The sequence below is a fragment of the Kitasatospora sp. NPDC088548 genome, assembly GCF_044753005.1.
Lineage (GTDB): Bacteria > Actinomycetota > Actinomycetes > Streptomycetales > Streptomycetaceae > Kitasatospora.
Genome location: NZ_JBIVMI010000006.1, coordinates 70,828 through 89,270, shown reverse-complemented (window position 1 = coordinate 89,270; position 18,443 = coordinate 70,828). Strand labels below are relative to the sequence as shown.

9 protein-coding genes are annotated in these 18,443 nt (G+C 75.2%); 7 read left to right on the top strand and 2 right to left on the bottom strand.

Annotated features, from left to right (window positions below):
* Positions 1-227: 227 nt before the first annotated feature.
* The 7 genes from ACIP82_RS10725 (at position 228) to ACIP82_RS10695 (ending at position 7,209) form a co-directional block, all read left to right on the top strand.
* Positions 228-896 carry a cupin domain-containing protein gene (locus ACIP82_RS10725; protein ID WP_400652852.1) on the top strand — a complete coding sequence of 223 codons (669 nt, stop codon included), beginning with the start codon at positions 228-230 and terminating at the stop codon, positions 894-896.
* The gene (locus tag ACIP82_RS10720; protein ID WP_400652850.1) at positions 893-1,996 is read left to right on the top strand and encodes a hypothetical protein; all 1,104 of its coding nucleotides are present in this window, start codon (positions 893-895) and stop codon (positions 1,994-1,996) included. The genes ACIP82_RS10725 and ACIP82_RS10720 overlap by 4 nt, the downstream gene beginning before the upstream one ends.
* Complete coding sequence (locus ACIP82_RS10715; protein ID WP_400652848.1) at positions 1,993-2,928, top strand: hypothetical protein; 936 nt, start codon at positions 1,993-1,995, stop codon at positions 2,926-2,928. Before ACIP82_RS10720 ends, ACIP82_RS10715 begins: the two co-directional genes overlap by 4 nt.
* Positions 2,929-2,969: 41 nt before the next feature.
* Entirely contained in the window at positions 2,970-3,557 is a 588-nt protein-coding gene (locus ACIP82_RS10710) for a hypothetical protein (RefSeq protein WP_363613637.1), read from the top strand.
* A gap of 60 nt (positions 3,558-3,617) precedes the next feature.
* Positions 3,618-5,372, top strand: a complete 1,755-nt coding sequence (locus ACIP82_RS10705) for an asparagine synthetase B family protein (RefSeq protein WP_400652847.1) — start codon at positions 3,618-3,620, stop codon at positions 5,370-5,372.
* A gap of 21 nt (positions 5,373-5,393) precedes the next feature.
* Positions 5,394-6,743, top strand: a complete 1,350-nt coding sequence (locus ACIP82_RS10700; RefSeq protein WP_400652845.1) for an aldehyde dehydrogenase family protein — start codon at positions 5,394-5,396, stop codon at positions 6,741-6,743.
* 112 nt (positions 6,744-6,855) lie between these two features.
* On the top strand, positions 6,856-7,209 hold the full coding sequence (locus ACIP82_RS10695) for a hypothetical protein (protein WP_400652844.1): 354 nt from the start codon (positions 6,856-6,858) through the stop codon (positions 7,207-7,209).
* Positions 7,210-7,377: 168 nt separating this feature from the next.
* Here ACIP82_RS10695 and ACIP82_RS10690 read toward each other — a convergent pair whose 3' ends face one another.
* Complete coding sequence (locus ACIP82_RS10690) at positions 7,378-12,933, bottom strand: amino acid adenylation domain-containing protein (RefSeq protein WP_400652842.1); 5,556 nt, start codon at positions 12,931-12,933, stop codon at positions 7,378-7,380.
* Complete coding sequence (locus ACIP82_RS10685; protein ID WP_400652840.1) at positions 12,930-17,942, bottom strand: amino acid adenylation domain-containing protein; 5,013 nt, start codon at positions 17,940-17,942, stop codon at positions 12,930-12,932. Before ACIP82_RS10685 ends, ACIP82_RS10690 begins: the two co-directional genes overlap by 4 nt.
* Positions 17,943-18,443: the final 501 nt, after the last annotated feature.

The following is an 18,443-nucleotide window of genomic DNA, read 5'->3' as shown; positions in this document are numbered from 1 at the left end:
GCCGCGGCCAAGTGCCTGACGCCGCCCGTGGTGAACGGGGCCGTCCGCATGCGGTCGGAAGAGGGGCCCGCCGAGCCGGCCACCTGGGCCGAACCCGCCCGCCCCCTGCCGTTCATCTCACCCGCCTAAGATCCACAACACCGCCTGCGGGCAAGGGAACCGCGTACCTGGCGGTGGGCGTCACCGGGGATGATGCCACGTGAACACGAGGCGGGACGGGGTGGCCGATGTCCATACGATCCGGGCTGCGCGGGCTGGAACGGCTCGCCCGGCCGCTGCCGGCCGGAGTGGACCTCTACCAGCTGCGGCCGGACGGCCGGGTGCTGATCGCCGACCGGGACGGCGCCCGGGAGCTGGGCCCGGACGGACGGCACGGCCCGGCGGGCGAGGAGCTGTTGCGGTTCATCAACGACGGCCAGTTCGCCCACTACCTGGTCGGTGACGCCAAGACCTCGCCCGAGCGGCCGTCCAACGCCACCTACAAGCTCGGTATCGTCGCCCCGCACAGCGCGTTCACCCCGCACGCCCACGGCGGCGAGCACCTGGTGCTCAGCCTCGGCCACGCCTCCTGCGGGCTGTACGACGCCGAGCGCCGCCGGGTGGTGGACGTCCCGCTGACGCCCGGGCTGCTCATCCGGATCCCCGAACTGATGCCGCACTCCTTCGCCAACCGGGGCGCCGGGCCGCTCAACATCCTGGCCGCCAACACCGGGTTCGGCATCGACCACGAGGACTACGCGATCACCGCGGCCGAGGCCGAACGCCGCGAGGACGCCCAACTGGCCGGCGCGCTCAGGGAAGTGGAGCGGAACCAGAGCGTGGGTACGGTCAGCGCGAGAGAGCGGCTGGCCGCCCGGCTGCGCCGTTTCGCCGCCACGCTGGAGACCCCGAGATGATCTGCCCGCACTGCGACCGGCACCTGCTGCAGCGGCAACGCTCCCGGCACCGCTGCTCGTACTGCAACAAGGACTTCGCGCTGGACCCCAAGGAGGAGGGCCCGGGCCTGCACGACGTCCGGATCCGCCGCGTGGCCGACAGACTGACCGACGGGGGCAGGCTGTTCTGCACCGTCGAGCAGCTGGGATACGCGATCGAACGCCGCGGCCGACCGGAGCAGGAGCACCGGGGCTCGAAGGGCGGCGCGGGCTGCCTCGGCGTGCTCGGGGTCGGGGCGCTGGTCGCCGCCCTCGCGCTGAACGGCGCGCTGATCGCGCCGGCCGCCCTGGTGGGGGTCGGCCTGCTGGGGCTCGCGCTGCGCCAGGTGGTGCTCTCCGACGTCCCCGCACCGCCGCGCTCGATCACCCCGCGCTGGCGCCCCGGGGGCTTCGCCGCCACCGTGGTCCTGCGGTGGAAGACGGTCTACGGGGTGCTGCCCGCCGGGCTGGTCGAGGACAACGCCGTCCGGCCCGGCCCACAGGTGGCCGACCCGGCGTTCGCCCTGCTCTGCCCGGACCGCACCGTCACCACCTTCCTGCACGCCAACGACTACCCGCGCCGCCACCGCGCGCTGCTGGTCGCCGACCCGCGCGCGATACCCGACGGCCTGCCCGTCGTCGTCCTGCACGACGCCTCGCCCCAGGGCTGCCTGCTGGTCGCCGGTGTCCGCGCCGCCCGGCCCGGCCGCCGGGTCCTGGACGCGGGCATCCCGGTCCGGGCGGTCCTGGCCGCCGAGAGCCGGTTCCTGCACCTGCGCGACCCGGACCGGTCCGCCGAACTCCAGGCCGGGCCGGCCGCGCAGGTGCCCGGTCTGACCCCGGCGGAGCTGGCCTGGTTCGCCGAGGGCTGGTGGAGCCCGCTGGTGGCCGTCCCGCCCAAGCGGCTGATGTCCCTCGCCGTCCGGGCCGCCGAGCGGGTGCTCGAACCGCCCGTCCCCGTCGCGCTGGTGAAGCGGCCGGCGGTGCCGGAGCGCCCGGAGGAGCCGGCCGAGACCCGGCGCCGTGCCCTCGCCGTCGGCTTCCTCACCTGGCCCGAACCCCACCAGGAGACCACCGCGTGACCACCCCGCCGTCGTCCACCCCGCCGTCGTCCGTCCCGCCGTCGTCCGTCCCGGCACCGTCCGTTCCGGCACCGTCCGGGCCGCCCCGGTCACCGCGCCGACGGCCGCTGCTCGACGGCGCGCTCACCGTCGCCGCCGCCCGGGCCGAGGCGCCCGGCGGGCTGCGGTACACCGAGCGTCAGCTGTACTACGAGGTGTGCCGGGTGCTCCAGCCGCTGCACGCCGGGCCGCGCCGGATCCCGTACACCCTCGCGCCCCCGGTCCGCTACGCGCGCTTCGCCGAGGCGCTGGCGGGGCGGCGCGACGAACTCCCTGGCCTGCTGCCGCCCCTGCCACCGGCGGCCCCGGCGGCCCCGGGCGCGCGCCCGGCCGCGGAGAGCGACCTCTACGACTACGGGCTGCCACGGCTGCTGGTCTGCCAGAGCCGGGAGATCACCGCGATGCTGATCGCCAACGACCTGCATCTGGAGGCCGCCTGCCCGATCGTCGCCGCCGCCGAACTCCCGCTCGACCCACGGCTGGTGGCCGGCCTGGAACGGGCCGGCGGCGCCGTGCTGCACGTCCTGCACGACGCCAGCCCGGCCGGGCTCGCCTGCTTCGAGCGGATCAGCCAGGCCTACGGCGGCACCCGCTCCGGTCCGCGGGTGCGGTCGATGGGTCTGGTCCCCCGGCACGCCACCACCCTCCACCTCACCTCCGGACGCGGCCCGCACCCGTACCGGGGCCCGCTGCCCGCCGGGCTGCGGCCGGAGGAACGCGCCTGGCTCGGCAGCGGCCGGACCGTCGAGCTGGCCGCCGTCGGCCCCGCCCGGCTGCTGCACACCGTGATCCGCCAGGTCCGGGGCAACCACGGCCGCCCCCACCGGGCCCCGCTCCACCGGCGCGTGCGCACCGTGCGCGACACCGGCTTCCTGACCTGGCCGACCGCCTGACCCTCCGCCCGAAGGCCCCCGATGCTTGAGGACTCCCGACGATGACGCAGCCACGCCACATCGGCTACCGCGACGAACTGCTGGCCGACGGCACGGTGCACCGCCGCTACGAGGACGGCCGCAACGAGTGGCGTCGGCGCGGCGCCGGCGGCCTCGTGCACTGGCACGACAACCGGGGCGACGCCGGCACCGACGAACGCCTCGGCACGGACCTGGTCAAGCGCACCCACGTCGACGACACCGTCTCCTACGGCCGGGACATCGGCTACGGCCGCACCGTCTGGGCCCGCGGCGAACTGGTCACCGTCAACCGCACCGCGTTCCGCGGCCGGCTCGGCGTGGTGCTCGGCGCGCTCGGTGTGGCCGGTGCCGCCGCCGTCGCCGTCTCGCAGTTCCCGCCGCTGGAGCTGGGCGAGGACGAGGAGGAGCAGTTGCGGCAGCAGGCCCGCGCCCAGTCCGCCGACTCCGGTGGAGGCAGCGGCGGCAGCGCGTCGTACGGTTCGGACCACGGTGCCGACGGCTCCGGCGACGGCGGGGACGGTGGGAACGGCGACGGCCCCGACGGTGATTTCGGGGGCGACTGGGACGGCTCCGGCGACGACGCCTGGGACGGCGACGACTTCGGCTGAACCGGCTTCGGCTGAACCGGCCGCGCCCCGCCGAACCCCTCCATCGAAAGGCACCCCACCATGGCTCGCTGCTGCGCCTGCGCCGGACCGGACGCCGACCGGGCCCGCGCCCAGCTCGCCGCACTCGCCGGCACCGCACTCGCCGGGGCCGCACCGGACCCGTCGGCCCTGACCGCCCTGATCCCGGGCGAACCCGGCTTCGCCACCGGCCCGTTCACCCTCGACGGCGTCACCGCCGTCGGCGAGGTCACCCTGCACAACCGGACCGGGCTGCTCACCGCCCTCGCCGACGCCGGCGCCCCCGCACCCGACGGCTGCCCGGACGGCGAACTGCTGCTCCGGCTCTGGCGGCGGCTCGGCGCGGACGGTGTCCGGCAGGCCGACGGCCTGTTCGTCCTGGCCGTGGTGGACGGCGCCGACCTGGTGCTGATCCGCGACCACGTCGGCGCCCGGACGGTCTTCTACGCCCGCGCCGACGGCTGCTGGGCCGCGTCCACCTCGCTGCGCTCGCTGCGGCACTGGCCGGCGCTCGGGACCGGCGTCAACCTGGCCGCCGTCCGCTCCTTCCTCACCTTCGCCTACCTGCCCGGCGAGGAGACCCTGCTGCGCGGCGTCCACGAGGCGCTGCCCGGGCGGATCCTGCGGCTGACCGCGGACGGCTCGGTCCACCAGGAGCAGTACTGGGAACCCGCCGAACTCCTCCCCGCGCCGGGCGACACCCCGCCGCCCGCCGAGTTCGCCCGGCAGCTGCGCCTTCTCCTGGAACAGGCCACCGCGCGCCGGCTGCCGGGCGGCGAGGACGTGGCGGTGCTGCTCTCCGGCGGCGTCGACAGCTCGCTCGTCACCGCCCTGGCCGCCCGGCTGCACAGCCACCCCGTACGCACCTACTCGATCAGCTTCGGCGACGAACTCCCCGACGAGCTGGGCTACTCCGGCCTGGTCGCCCGGCACTGCGGGACGGACCACCGGGTGCTCACCGTCTCCGGCGCCGAGGTCGCCGCCCGGCTCGCCGACACCGTCGCCCTGCTGGACAGCCCGGTCGGGGACCCGCTGACCGTCCCCAACCTGATGCTCGCCGAGGCGGTCGCCGGCGACGGCATCCGGGTCTCGCTCAACGGCGAGGGCGGCGACCCCGTCTTCGGCGGGCCGAAGAACCTGCCGATGCTGGTCCACGAGATGCACCGCGACGACCCCGCGCCCGAGGCACGGGCCGAGGCGTACCTGCGCTCCTACCGCAAGTGCTACGAGGACCTGCCCCGGCTGCTCACCCCGGCCGCGCTGCGGGCACTGGAGGCCGAGCCCGCGCCCCGCCGCTTCGTCGCGCCCTATCTGACGCCCGGTCCGATGCACGCGCTGCTCAACCAGCTGCTCCACTGCAACCTGCGGACCAAGGGCGCCCACCACATCCTCACCAAGGTCGAACGGCTCACCGCCTCCCAGGGCGTCCAGGGCCGCTCCCCGCTCTTCGACCGGCAGGTGATCGACCATGCCTTCGCCACCCCGCCGACGCTCAAACTGCACGGCACGGTGGAGAAGTGGGTACTCAAGGAGGCCGTCCGCGACCTGCTGCCGGACACCGTCACCGACCGCCCCAAGAGCGGGATGCGGGTGCCCGTCCAGCAGTGGCTGCGCGGCCCGCTGCGCGACCTCTCCGGCGAGCTGCTGCTCGGCCGCCAGGCCCGCGAGCGCGGCCTCGTCCGACCCGACACCGTCCGTACCTGGATGCGCCGCGAGGGCACCCTGCTGCCGCGCCAGGGCGGCAAGCTCTGGCTCGTCCTCACCCTCGAACTCTGGCTGCGCTCCTACGACCTCTGAGCCCCTCGTGAAAGGCCCCCCATGGACCCGCTCGACCCGGCCCCGGCCGGCCTCGATCTGATCGACCCCCGGACCGGCCGCACCCGCGGCACGCTGAGCCCCGCCCGCGCCGAACGCGTCGCCGGGGCCGCCGCCACCGCGCGGGCCGCCGCGACGCGCTGGCGCGCGCTCACCCCGCGCGAGCGCGAGCGCCGGCTCGACGCGCTCGCCGACCTCGTCGAACACCACCTCGCCGAGTACACCGCGCTGGAACAGGCCGGCACCGGCAAGCCGGCCGCCGAGGCCAGCGGGGAGATCCGGCAGGTCGCGGACCTTCTGCGGTTCTCCGCCGGCGCCGCCAGGACGGGCAGCGCACCCGCCGCCGGCCGCTACCTGCCCGGTCACGAGAGCTGGGTGCGGTGGGAGCCGATCGGCGTGGTGGGCGCGATCGTCCCCTGGAACTACCCGCTGCTGATGGCCGCCTGGCGCTGCGCCCCGGCCCTGGCCGCCGGGAACACCGTGGTCGTCAAGCCCGCCGAGACCACCCCCGACTCCGTCGCCCTGCTCGCCGAGCACGCCGCGCAGGCCCTCGGCGACGGCGTCCTGACCGCGCTCGCGGGCGACCGGGAGACCGGGCGGCTGCTGGTCACCAGCGACATCGACATGATCGCCTTCACCGGCAGCGCGGCCGCCGGCGCCGACATCGCCGCCCGGGCCGGCCACCGCCGGATCAGCCTGGAGCTCGGCGGCAACAGCCCCGTCCTCGTCCTGCCCGACGCCCCCGCGCACACCTGGTCCGCCCTCGCCGAGGCCTGCACCTACAACGCCGGCCAGAGCTGCGCCGCCCCGGCCCGGGTGATCACCCTGGACGAGAACCACGAGCAGGTGATCGCCGCGCTCACCACCGCCCTGGCCGGGCGCCGGTCCGGCCGCGACTTCGGCCCGCTCAACAACCCCGACCAGGCCGCCCGTTACGACCGGCTGCTGGCCGCCACCGCCGCCGGGCGCTCGATCGCCGCCCCCGGCCGCACCGACGGCCTCTGGCGCCCCGCCCGCCTGCTCGCCGACCTGCCGCAGGACGACCCCGCCGTACTGGCGGAGGTCTTCGGACCGCTCCTGACCGTCCAGCGCGCCGCCACCCCCGACGAGGCGCTCGCCCTCGCCAACGGCGTCCCGCAGGCCCTCGGCGCCAGCGTCTGGACCCGGGACCTCGGCACCGCCCTCGACCTCACCGCCCGCCTCGACGCCGGTGAGACCTGGATCAACTGCCATCTCGCCCAGACCGCCGAACTCCCGCACGGCGGTCGCGGCGCCTCCGGCCACGGCACCGACCTCAGTGCCCTCGCCCTCCAGGAGTACCAGCGCCCCAAGACGGTGACTGCCCGGCTCTGACGGCTTCCCGGCGGTCGGCGCACGTCACCGGCCGGGGCTGAGTACGCCGGACACTCACGGTTGAGTATCCGTCCACTGTCCGCGAGGTGGCCGGGGCGGGGAGGATCGGGCCATGAACGAATCCGCGATCCGGTCGGCCCCTTCCAGCGCGCCCGCCCGGGGCAACTGGTGGAAGGGCCCGCTGATCTCCACTCTGGCGACCGGGCTCTGCCTGCCGCTCGTCACCGCTCTGCGAGGTCTCGCGGAGATGTCCACGGACCCGTGCTACGGGCCCGGCGCCTGCCCGTCGACGATGACCCATCTGGCCGTGGCCGACTACGCCCTGCTCGCCGCCCCGGTGCTGATCCTGCTCCAGTGGCCGGCCTCCTATCTGCTGCGCCAGGGGCGCGCGCTGGTCTCGCTGGCGCCGGCGGCGGCGCTGCTGGTCGTCCTCGGCGCCGTCTTCAGCATCAACCCGGGCGCGTGACCGCCTCCCGGGCGGGGCGCCCGCGCTGATCCGTCGTCATCGCGGCACGCGCCGTCCCGGGCGTGCCGCGATGACGACGAACGCGCAGGACGAACGCGGGACGCGGCGCCCCCGCACCCGGGCCGGGTGCGGGGGCGCCGCGTTCAGGGCTCCGCTTTCGGACGCGGACTACCGGGGGCCGGGGCGGCCGGCTCCGGCGGGGACGCGGTCCCCGGGCTCGTCCTCGCCCGACTCGTCCTCCACCGGCTCGGGGGCACCACCGGCCGGGCGGGGCGGCGTCGCCCGGCCCGCGCGACCGGCCCGGCCGGCGCGGCCTGCCTTCGCCAGCGCGAGCTGGCGGTCGGCCTCGGCCTGGATGGCGTCCTTGTCGCCGATCTCGGCGTCCGGCAGGGCGTCGGGCAACAGGTCCTCGATCAGCCGCAGCGGGCGGTAGGCGAGGCCCACCAGGCCCCAGAGCCCGAGGGCCGCGCCGACCAGGACGAGCAGCAGTCCGGCGCCGCGGCCGGGACCGGTGCCGAGCACCATGCCGACCGAGTCGGCGAGCGCGCCGCCGGGCCGCATCAGCGGCTCGAAGACGTGGTCGGAGAGCGGCCCGGCGGTGAGGAAGCCGAGCGGCATCATCGACATCGCCAGCATCTGGTTGGTGGCCAGGACCCGGCCCTGGAGCTCCATGCCGACCTTGGTCTGGATCAGCGCCATCCAGTGCGAGTTGAGGATCATCATCGACGCCCAGAGGACGAAGAGTCCGCACGCGGTCAGCGCGGCCTGCGGGCGGCTGCCGGCCACGATCGCCGCCAGGCCGACCACCGAGGTGAAACCGATCATGCCGATCGCCCGGCGCCGGGTACCGCCCCACAGGGCCATCACCAGCCCGCCGGTCAGCGCGCCCACACCGCCGATGGCCGTGATGACGCCGAGCTGGACGGCCGTGCCGCTGGCCAGGACCATCGGGGTGATCAGCACGGTGGCGACGGCGAACAGGTAGTTGAACACCACGAAGAAGACCACCAGGGCGACCAGGCTGTGCCGCCGCACGATGTAGCGCCAGCCGGTGACCACCTCGCGCAGCAGCGGCTCCTCCTGCTTGTCGAACATCGCGTCCGGGAAGCGGACCATGAGCAGGCAGGTGACACCGGTCAGGAAGGTCACCATGTCGAACAGCACCACGCCGTGCAGGCCGATCAGCGAGACCAGCACACCACCGGCCAGAACGGCCATCATGTCGCCCGCACCGGTGCCGAGCTGGGCGAGGCCGTTGGCCTGCCCGAGGTAGCGCTTGGGCACCAGTTGGGTGATCGCGGCCAGATAGGCCGGGCGCTGGAAGGCCGAGCAGACCGCCCCGGTGCAGGCCACCAGATAGATGTGCCAGACCTCCAGCAGATCGGCCCAGAGCAGCCCCCCGAGGGAGAGCATGCCGGCCGCCGCCACGGTGTCCGTGACGATCATGATCTTCCGGCGGTCCACCCGGTCGGCGAGCGCGCCCGCGATCGGCAGCAGCAGCACCGCGGGCAGCACCGCGACCACCGAGATCATCGCGAAGTCGAAGGCGGAACCGGTCTGCTGGTAGACCCAGACACCGAGGGCGAAGGTCGAGAGACTGGTGCCGACCATCGAGACGAACTGCCCGATCGCGACCTTGGCGAAGGTGCCCAGCTCGACCTTGGCCGGCGGCCGCTTGGCGTCGACCTCCGCGGCCACCCCGCCGGTGGCGGTGAACTCGGAGATCACCCGGGCGAGGTCGTCGGCCTGGTGCTTGAGGAAGTAGTGCCCGGCGCGCGGGATGACGGCCAGGTCGACGGTGTCGCCGAAGTGCTCCCACTCGGCGTACCGCTCCTGGTACAGCTGGGTGGCGCGGTCCTTCTCGCCGACCACGCACAGGATCGGCGCCGTGACCTTCGGCGGCCGCCCGTCCCCGTACGCCCGGGTGTAGAAGTCCTCGGCCTGCCGGACGTCGTGGCGCAACGCCCGGACCAGGAAGTCCTGTTCGGCCTGGTCGTAGACGTCGGTGAAGCCGCCCATGGCGCGCAGGTAGTCGAGGTAGGAACGGTTGGAGAGCATCCGGTCGCCCGGCAGCCGCTTGGCCATCCACTCGGCGAACCGGCCGGGCAGCCGGGCCGCCGGGAACGTCCCGCCGAGGGCGACCCCGCGCAGGTCCATCCCGGCCGCCTCCAGCCGGGAGCCCAGGGCGGTGGCGAGCGCACCGCCGAGGCAGTGGCCGTACAGCACCACCGGGCCGTCGATCCGCTCGGTGATCTGCTCGGTCAGCCGGTCGGCGAGGAGTTCGAGTTCGGTGAGCTCGTCGTCGGGACGGCTCGGATCGTGGCCGGGCAGCTCGACGGCGTACAGCCGGTGGCCGGCCGGCAGGGCGTCGGCGAGCGGCTGGAAGGTGATCGGGCTGCCGCCGCCGTAGGGGACGCAGACCACGCTGACCTCGGCCGGCGCGTTGCCCCGGGTGAGCTTGTGCAGCAGGCTGCGCGGGCCCTGGTCCACCGCGCCGCCGGCCCGGGCGTCGAGCAGGGCAGCGAGTTCACGCACGGTGGGCTGCTGGAACAGGTCGATGACGGAGAGGCCGCGGCCGATCAGGCGGACGGTGTGCACGGCGGAGAAGGAGTCACCGCCGAGCGCGAAGAAGTCGTCCGCCGCGCCGATCTCCTCGACGGCCAGCACCTGACGGTAGGCGGCGGCCACCTCGTGCTCGCTCTCCGTCACCAACTCGCCTCCACCGGAGACCGGCTGGACCGCGACCGGCTCCGGCAGGGCGGCCCGGTCCACCTTGCCGTTGGCGTTCAGCGGCAGGGCGTCCAGCACGACCAGGGCGGCGGGCACCATGTAGTCGGGCAGCCGGGTGCGCAGCGCGGCGCGCAGCTCGCCGGGGTCGGGGGCGGCGGCCGGGTCCGCGGGCACGACGTACCCGACGAGGTTCCGGGCGGCGCCCTCGCCGCGGGCGACCACCACGGTCTCGCGGACCTCGGGACGGAGCGTCAGTTCGGCCTCGACCTCGCCGATCTCGACCCGGTAGCCGCGGATCTTGACCTGGTGGTCGACCCGGCCGAGGAACTCGATGGCGCCGTCGGCGCGCCGCCGGACCAGGTCGCCGGTGCGGTAGGTGCGCCGGCCTCCGACGACGGCGAAGCGCTCGGCGGTGAGGTCGTCCCGGCCGAGGTAGCCGCGGGCGACGCCGCCGCCGGAGACGTACAGCTCACCGGGGACGCCGACCGGCACCGGCCGCTGCCGGGCGTCGAGCAGATGGGCGCCGACATTGCCGAAGGGCAGTCCGAGCGGTGCGGTGACGGCGTCCCCGAGGTCCGCCGGGACGGGGGTGCCGAGCATCGACACCGTGGTCTCGGTCGGGCCGTAGTGGTTGTGCAGCAGCAGGTCGGGCCGGGCCGCGCGGATCCGGGCGACCAGGTCGGGCCGCAGCGCCTCGCCCGCGCAGATCAGCAGCCGGGCGGGCAGGATGCCGCCGAGGGCTCCGCCGTGCGCGGCCAGGCCCTCCAGGTGGCTCGGGACCAGCTTCATGGCGTCGATCCGGTGGGCGGCCGTGTAGGCGGCGAAGGCGTCCGGGTCGGTGGCCTGGTCACGGGTGAGCAGGTGGAGGCAGCCGCCGCCGGTGAGCGCGCCGAACACGTTGGTGGTGCCGAGGTCGGCGGCGAAGGTGGAGACCAGCGCCCAGTTCCAGCCCTCGGTGCCGGCGCCGACGCGTTCGCGCAGACCGTGCAGGTAGTTGCGGTAGTTGCGGTGCTCGACGGCGACGCCCTTGGGTGCGCCGGTGGAGCCGGAGGTGAAGACGACGTAGCAGAGGTGGTCCGGGCGGACGTCCACCTCGGGTGCCGCGCAGGGGGCGGCGGGGGTGGAGAGCGGGTCCAGCACGGCGGCCGGTACGGGCGTGCCGTCGAGCCGGGCGAGCAGGTCGTCGGTGGTGACGACGGCGGCGGCCCCCGCGGCGGTGAGCAGCGCGCGGATCCGCTCGTCCGGGTAGACCGGGTCGAGCGGCAGGTAGGCGCCGCCGGCCTTGAGGATGCCGAGCATGCCGACGACCAGCGCGGCCGAGCGCTCCACCAGCAGGCCGACCGGGCGGTCCGGGCCGACCCCGAGTTCGCGCAGCCGGTGGGCCAGGGCGTTGGCCCGGTGGTCGAGTTCGGCATAGCCGAGCACGCCGTCGGCGCCGCGGACGGCGGGCGCGTCGGGGGTGCGGCGCACCTGTTCCTCGACCAGGCCGTGCAGGGTGCCGCCGAGGTCCCAGTCGCGCCGGGTGTCGTCCCACTCGGCGAGCCGGCGCTCTTCGGCGGGGGTGAGCAGGGGCAGTTCGGCGACCGGGCGGTCCGGGCCGGCGGCCATCGCGTCGAGCACGGTGGTGAGGTGGCCGAAGACCCGCCGGATGGTCGGCTCGTCGTACAGCTCGGTCCGCCAGACCAGGTCGGCGACCAGTTCGCCGCCGTTGTCGACGACCGCGACGGAGAGGTCGAACTTGGCGGTGTCGGTGCCGACGGGCTGCCAGTCCACCTCCAGGCCGGGCAGCGTGGGCTTGGCCTCGGCCTGGTTGTGGACGTTGAGCATGACCTGGAACAGCGGGGTGTGGGCGAGTTCGCGGTCCAGGCCGAGCGCGTCGATCAGGCGCTCGAACGGCAGGTCCTGGTGGCCGAAGGCGCCGAGGGTGCCCTCCCGGACGCGCTCCAGCAGCTGCCGGACGGTCGGGTCGCCGGAGAGGTCGGTGCGCATCGCCAGGGTGTTGACGAAGCAGCCGACCAGCGGCTCGGTCTCGCTGCGGGTGCGTCCGGCGACGGGCGTGCCGACGACCACGTCCTCCGCGCCGGTGTAGCGGGCGAGGACGGTCTGCAGCGCGGCGAGCAGCACCATGTAGGCGGTGCCGCCGGTCCCTTCGGCGAGCGCCCGGATGCGGCGGGTGCGGTCGGCGCCGAGTTCGACGGTGATCCGCTCGCCGCGGGTGCCGGCCACGGCGGGCCGGGGGCGGTCGGTGGGCACGGTGACGGTGGCGGTGGCGCCGCGCAGGCGCTCCTGCCACCAGGCCTCCTGGCGGGCCAGTTCGCCGGCCAGTTCGGTCTGCTGCCAGTGCGCGACGTCGGCGTACTGGACGGGCAGCGGTTCGAAGGCGGGCGCCCGGCCCTCGCGGCGGGCCGTGTAGGCGGTGCCGAGGTCGTCGAAGAGCACGCCGATGGACCAGCCGTCGGCGGCGATGTGGTGCAGCACCAGGCTGAGCACGGCGCCGTCGCCGGTGCGCAGCAGGGCGGCGCGCAGCGGCAGGTCGGCGGCGAGGTCGAACGGGCGCCGGGCCTCCTCGTCCAGCCGCGCCGCCACCTGGTCGGCGGGGACGTCGGCGGTGGCGAGGGTGAAGCGGGTGGCGTCCAGCAGTTCGGGCCGGACGTCGCCGTCGACCGTCGGGTAGACGGTGCGCAGCACCTCGTGCCGGGCGAGCACGTCCGTGAGGGCGGCGCCGAGGGCGGCGGGGTCGGGCTCGCCGTCGAGGTGCAGGGCGAGGGGGATGTGGTAGGCGGCGCTGTCCGGTTCGTACTGCGCGAGGAACCACATCCGGCGCTGGGCGGACGAGAGCGGTGCCGGGGTGCCGTCGGGGCGGGGCGCGATGCCCTGCTGGGCGGGTCTGGCGGCGGCCTTGGCGGCCTTGGCCTGGGCGAGGCGGCGGCGCAGGAGTTCCTGGCGTCTGGCGTCCGGGTCCGGACGGGCGCCGCTGGTGGTCTGGTCGGTCATGCGTTCTCCCCCGTCAGGGCGCCGACGGCCGGGTTCGGCTCGGTGCCCGGGTCTTCAGGTGCGTCGGTGCCGTGGGCTCTGGCGAGTGCGTCGAGTCCGTCGAGATCGTCGACGTCGTCGAAGTCGTCCAGGCCGTCGATCTGGTCGAGCAGGAGGTCCTCTATTCGGCGGGCCATCGCGGCCAGGGTGCGGGCCTCGAAGACGGTGCGCAGCGGCAGGTCGAGGTCGAAGGTGTCACGGACCCGGGCGGCCAGCCGGGTGGCGAGCAGCGAGTGGCCGCCGACCGAGAAGAAGTCGTCGTGCCGGGAGACCCGTTCGATGCCGAGGACCTCCTGCCAGATGTCGGCGAGCAGTTCCTCGCAGTCGCCCTCGGGCGGTGCGCCGGCGCCGCCGAGCCGCGGGACGGGCAGGGCCGCCCGGTCCACCTTGCCGCTGGGGGTCACCGGCAGCGCGTCGAGCAGGACGAGCGCGGCGGGCACCATGTAGTCGGGCAGCCGGTCGGTGAGGACGGTGCGCAGCGTGTCCTCGGTGAGGGTGCCGTCGGTGACGGCGTAGCCGGCGAGGGCCGGTCCGGCGGGGGTCTCGACCAGCCGGGCCGCACCCGCGGTGACGCCGGGGACGGCGGTGAGCGCGGCCTCGATCTCGCCGAGTTCGATCCGGAAGCCGCGCAGCTTGACCTGGGCGTCGGTGCGGCCGTGGTACTCCAGCCGTCCGTCGTGGCGGCGGCAGGCGAGGTCGCCGGTGCGGTACATCAGCGCGTCCTCGGGGCCGCCGGGCTCCGGGACGAAGCGTTCGGCGGTGAGGTCGGGCCGGCCGTGGTAGCCGAGGGCGACGCCGGCGCCGGCGATGCAGAGTTCGCCGATGCCGTTGGCCGGGACGGGCTGCCCGTTGACGTCCAGGAGGTGCAGCCGGGTGTTGGCGATGGGCTTACCGAGCGCCACCACGCCGCCGTGGGAGGCGAGTTCGGCGGTGACCCGCTGAGCGGTGGACCAGACGGTGGTCTCGGTCGGCCCGTACAGGTTCCACAGCGTTTCGGTGCGGCCGAGCAGGGCCTCGGCGAGGTCGGCGGTGAGCGCCTCGCCGCCGCACAGGGCGGTCAGGGCGGGGCGGCCGGCCCAGCCGGCCTCCAGCAGCATCCGCCAGGTGGCGGGGGTGGCCTGGAGGTGGGTGATGCCGCACCGGTCCAGCCAGTCGGCGAGCGCGTGCCCGTCGGTGGCGGTGGCGCGGTCGGCGATCTCGACCCGGGCGCCGGTGACCAGGGGCAGCCAGAGTTCCAGGCCGGCGATGTCGAAGGTGACGGTGGTGACGGCGGCCATCACGTCCCGCTCGGTGAGGCCGGGTTCGCGGCCCATCGAGGCGAGGAAGTTGACGATGGCGCGGTGCGGCACGGAGACGCCCTTGGGGCGGCCGGTGGAGCCGGAGGTGTAGAGCAGGTAGGCCGGGTCCTCCGGGCCGACCGCGGCCGCCCGCGCCTCGGGGGCCGCGGCGGCCTCCGGGCCGTCGGCCAGGACGACGGTGCGTCCGGCGAACAGCTCGTCGCCTGCGGTGGCCTGTTCGGCGACCAGCAGGGTGATCCCGGCGTCGTCGAGCACCGCCCGGTTGCGGGCGAGCGGCTGGTCGATGTCGAGCGGCAGGTACGCGGCACCGCTGCGCAGGACGCCGAGGAGGGCTGCGGGGAGCAGCCGGCCACGCCGGACGGCGACCGCGACCAGGGCCCCGGGGCCGGCGCCGTGCTCGCCGAGCAGATGGGCCAGCCGGCCCGCGGCGGCGTCGAGTCCGGCGTAGTCGAGGGTACCGTCGGCGGCCGAGACGGCGACGGCCTGCGGGGTGCGGGCGGCCTGGGCGGCGACCAGCTCGTGCAGCCCGGCGTCGGGCACCGCCGCCTCGGTGCGGTTGACCTGCTCGGTGGCGGCGGCCAGTTCGGCGGGCGTGAGCATCGCCAGCTCGCCGAGCGGGCGGTCGGGTTCGGCGACGGCCGCGCCGAGCAGCGCGGTCAGGTGGTCGAGCGCGGCCAGGACGGACCGCTCGTCGTAGCGCGAGGTGCGGTACTCGGCCGAGAGCAGCGGGCCCTCGGCCGGGAACTCCAGGAACAGCGAGAGGTCGGTCTTGGCCGTGCCGTTGCACACCTCGGCGACGAACCGCAGGCTGAGCCCCGGCAGTTCGACCCCGGCCACGGGGTGGTTCTGGACCGCGAGCATGACCTGGGCGATCGGCGAGGCGGTCAGCCCGGCCGGGGTGCCCACCCGGCGGGCGTGCTCCAGGAACGGGAATCCGCTGTGCTCGGCGGCGTCCAGCACCACCGGGCGGACCCGGGCGACCAGGTCGCGGAAGGTGTCGGTGCCGGCCACGCCGAAGCGGAGCGCCACCGTGTTGATCAGCGACCCGAGCACCTGCTCCAGCTCGGGGACCGGGCGGACCGCGAACGGGCTGAGCACGGCGACATCGGTGCGGCCGGTGTAGCGGTGCAGCACCCCGCCGAGGGCGGCCAGCACCGCCATGTAGAGGCTGGCGCCCTCCTGGGCGGCCCAGCGCTCGGCCGAGCGGACCAGGCCGGTGTCGAGCCGGCGGGCGATCCGGCGCCCTGCGGTGTCGTGCGGGTTGGGGTGCGGCCGGTCGCCGGGCAGGTGCTGTTCGACCTCGACTCCGAGCAGGTGCTCGCCCCAGCGCAGCGCGTCCTCGCGGGCGGCCTCGTCGGCGCGTTCCTCCCAGCGGGCGACGTCGGAGAACTGCAGGTCGGGCTCGGCGAGTTCGCCGTCCTGGTAGGCGCGGCCGAGCTCGGCGAGCAGCAGGCCGGCGGCCCAGCCGTCCATCGCCGCGTGGTGGACGGTGATCAGCAGTTCGTGCGCGTCCGCGCCGGTGCGCAGGGCGAGGGCGCGCAGCAGCCGGCCCCCGGTGAGGTCCAGCGGCCGGGCGGCCTCGGCGCGCAGCGCGGCGTCGAGCTTCTCCTCGTCGGCGCCGGTGAGGTCGAGCAGCGGCACCTCGACGGCGTACGGCGGGCGGATCTCGGCGACCGGGTCGCCGTCGCGGCCGGTCAGCGCGGTGCGCAGCACCTCGTGCCGGCGGACCACCTCGGTCAGCGCGCGGCCGAGGGCGGTCCGGTCGAGGGCGCCGGCGGCGTGGATCCGCAGCGGGACGTTGTAGAGCGAGCTGCCGGGCTGGACGGACTCGTGCAGCCAGAGCTCGCGCTGAAAACCGGTGGCGCGGGCGGGCAGTTCGGCCTCACGCTTGGGGGGTGCGACGGACGGACGTCCGCCGCCGCCGTTCGCGACCCGGACGGCGAGCGCGGCGACGGTCGGCGCGGCGAAGAACTCGCCGAGCGGCACCCGGGTGCCGTACTCGCGCTCGATCCGGGCGAGCACCCCGGCGGCGAGCAGCGAGTGGCCGCCGAGGTCGAGGAAGACGTCGTGCACACCGACCTGGGGGACGCCGAGGACGCCGCGCCAGAGTTCGGCGATGCGCTCCTCGACGGGCGTGCGGGGGGCGACGAACAGCTCCTGCCCGGCGCGGCTGCGGGTGGCGGGCGGCAGCGCCTTGCGGTCGGTCTTGCCGTTGGGGGTGAGCGGCAGCCGCGCCAGCACGCCGACGGCCAGCGGCACCATGTAGCCGGGCAGCGCGGCGGCGCAGTGGGCCCGCAGCTCGGCGGGGGTCGGCTCGGCCGTGCCCGGGGCGGGCTGGACGAAGGCGGCCAGGTAGTCGCCGGCCTCGTCCTGCTGGACGACGGCGGCGGCGGCCTCGACCGCGGGGTGGGCGGCGAGCACGGCCTCGATCTCGCCGAGTTCGACCCGGAAGCCGCGCACCTTGACCTGGTGGTCGACCCGGCCGTGGTACTCCAGCTCGCCGTTCGGCAGGCGGCGCACCAGGTCACCGGTGCGGTAGCAGCGTTCGCCGCCGACGGTGACGAAGCGCTCCTCGGTGAGGTCCGGGCGGCCGTGGTAGCCGCGGGCCAGGCCCTCGCCGGAGAGGTAGAGCTCGCCGATCCCGCCGTCCGGGACGGCGGTCCGCCGCTCGTCGAGCACATGGCCGGTGGTGCCGTCGAGCGGGCGGCCGATCAGGGGCTCGCCGGGCTCGTCCCGGCCGACCAGCGACCAGGTGGAGTAGACGGTGTCCTCGGTCGGCCCGTAGAGGTTGTACAGGCGTTCGACCTGGGGCTGGGCGTAGACCTGGTCGGCCAGATGGCGTGGTAGCGCCTCGCCCGCCAGGTTGACGACCCGTACGCCGCCCGGCAGACCCCCGCCGCCGGGAAGGCCGCCGCCGCGCAGCAGCGCCGCCATGGCGCTGGGCACGGTGTTGACCAGGGTGACCTCGTCGCGGGCGGGCAGCTCCGGCAGCGCAAGGACGTTCTCGGCCACCACGACGGTGCCGCCGACCGCGAGCGGGAGGAACAACTCGTACACCGAGATGTCGAAGCAGACCGAGGTGCCGAACAGCACCCCGGCCAGGTCGGACGGCGTGTAGGTGCGCGCGGCCCAGCGCAGCATGGCGTTGACGCCGCGCTGGGTGACCGAGACGCCCTTCGGCCGGCCGGTGGAGCCGGAGGTGTACAGGACGTACGCCAGCGCGTCGGCGCCGCCCGTCGGCGCGAGGGGCGCGGCGGGGCCGTCCCCGTCGACGTGGAGCAGCGCGGCACCGGCGGCGGACAGCAGGTGTTCGTGCGTCCGGTCGGTGACCACGACGGGTGCCTGGGCGTCGCCGATCACCAGTTCCAGCCGGTCGCGCGGGTACGCCGGGTCCAGCGGTACGTAGGCGCCGCCCGCGCGCAGCACCGCCAACAGCGTGACCACCAGGTCCGCCGTTCGCGGTAGGCAGACCCCCACCAGGGTCTCGGCGCCCACCCCGGCGCCGGCCAGCCGGCCCGCCACCGTGTCCACGGCCGCGGCCAGTTCGCGGTAGGTCAGACGCCGCTCGCCGTCGATCACGGCGATGGCATCGGGGGTCCGTCTGACCTGCGCGTCGACCAGATCGGCCAGCGAGGCTGCCGGGTCCAGTGGAGGAAGTCCCGTCGAACTCATCAACTCTCCTGAGGGATGGCCCTGCGCCGACTTGTGGTCGGCGAGAAATGGGCGGTGTGCCCTCGGAGATGGTGGGGTAAAGATCTCCGGATGACCAGCACATTTCCGTCACTCGTTCGATATGCCGGAAAGATCACTTTCTCTTCACCACTCAACGGTGCCGAGGTGTGACGGTTCGTTGACGATTTCGTACAGATTGTCAGTGCCCGTGACATCCTGGTCTTCTGACGCTACGGTCGTCGCAGCAACGGACGAGGCGTCAGCTCTCGGTCGCGCGGCGTCTTTGGCGTCTCCGCCTTGACCTGCTCTTTTCCCTCTGCCATGTCCTCGCGCGGGCCTGCCCGGGCTGTCCGGGTTCAGGTGTCGGCGCGCGGGACCGGCGGGTCGGCCTCCTTCGGACAGGCCTCAGGCCGGGCCGGCCGCGAGCCTGCGGGAGTGCTCCTCCCAGCCCACCGTCAGCCGGTCCACGGCCGCCGTCACCCGCGGCATCAGCCTGCCGAT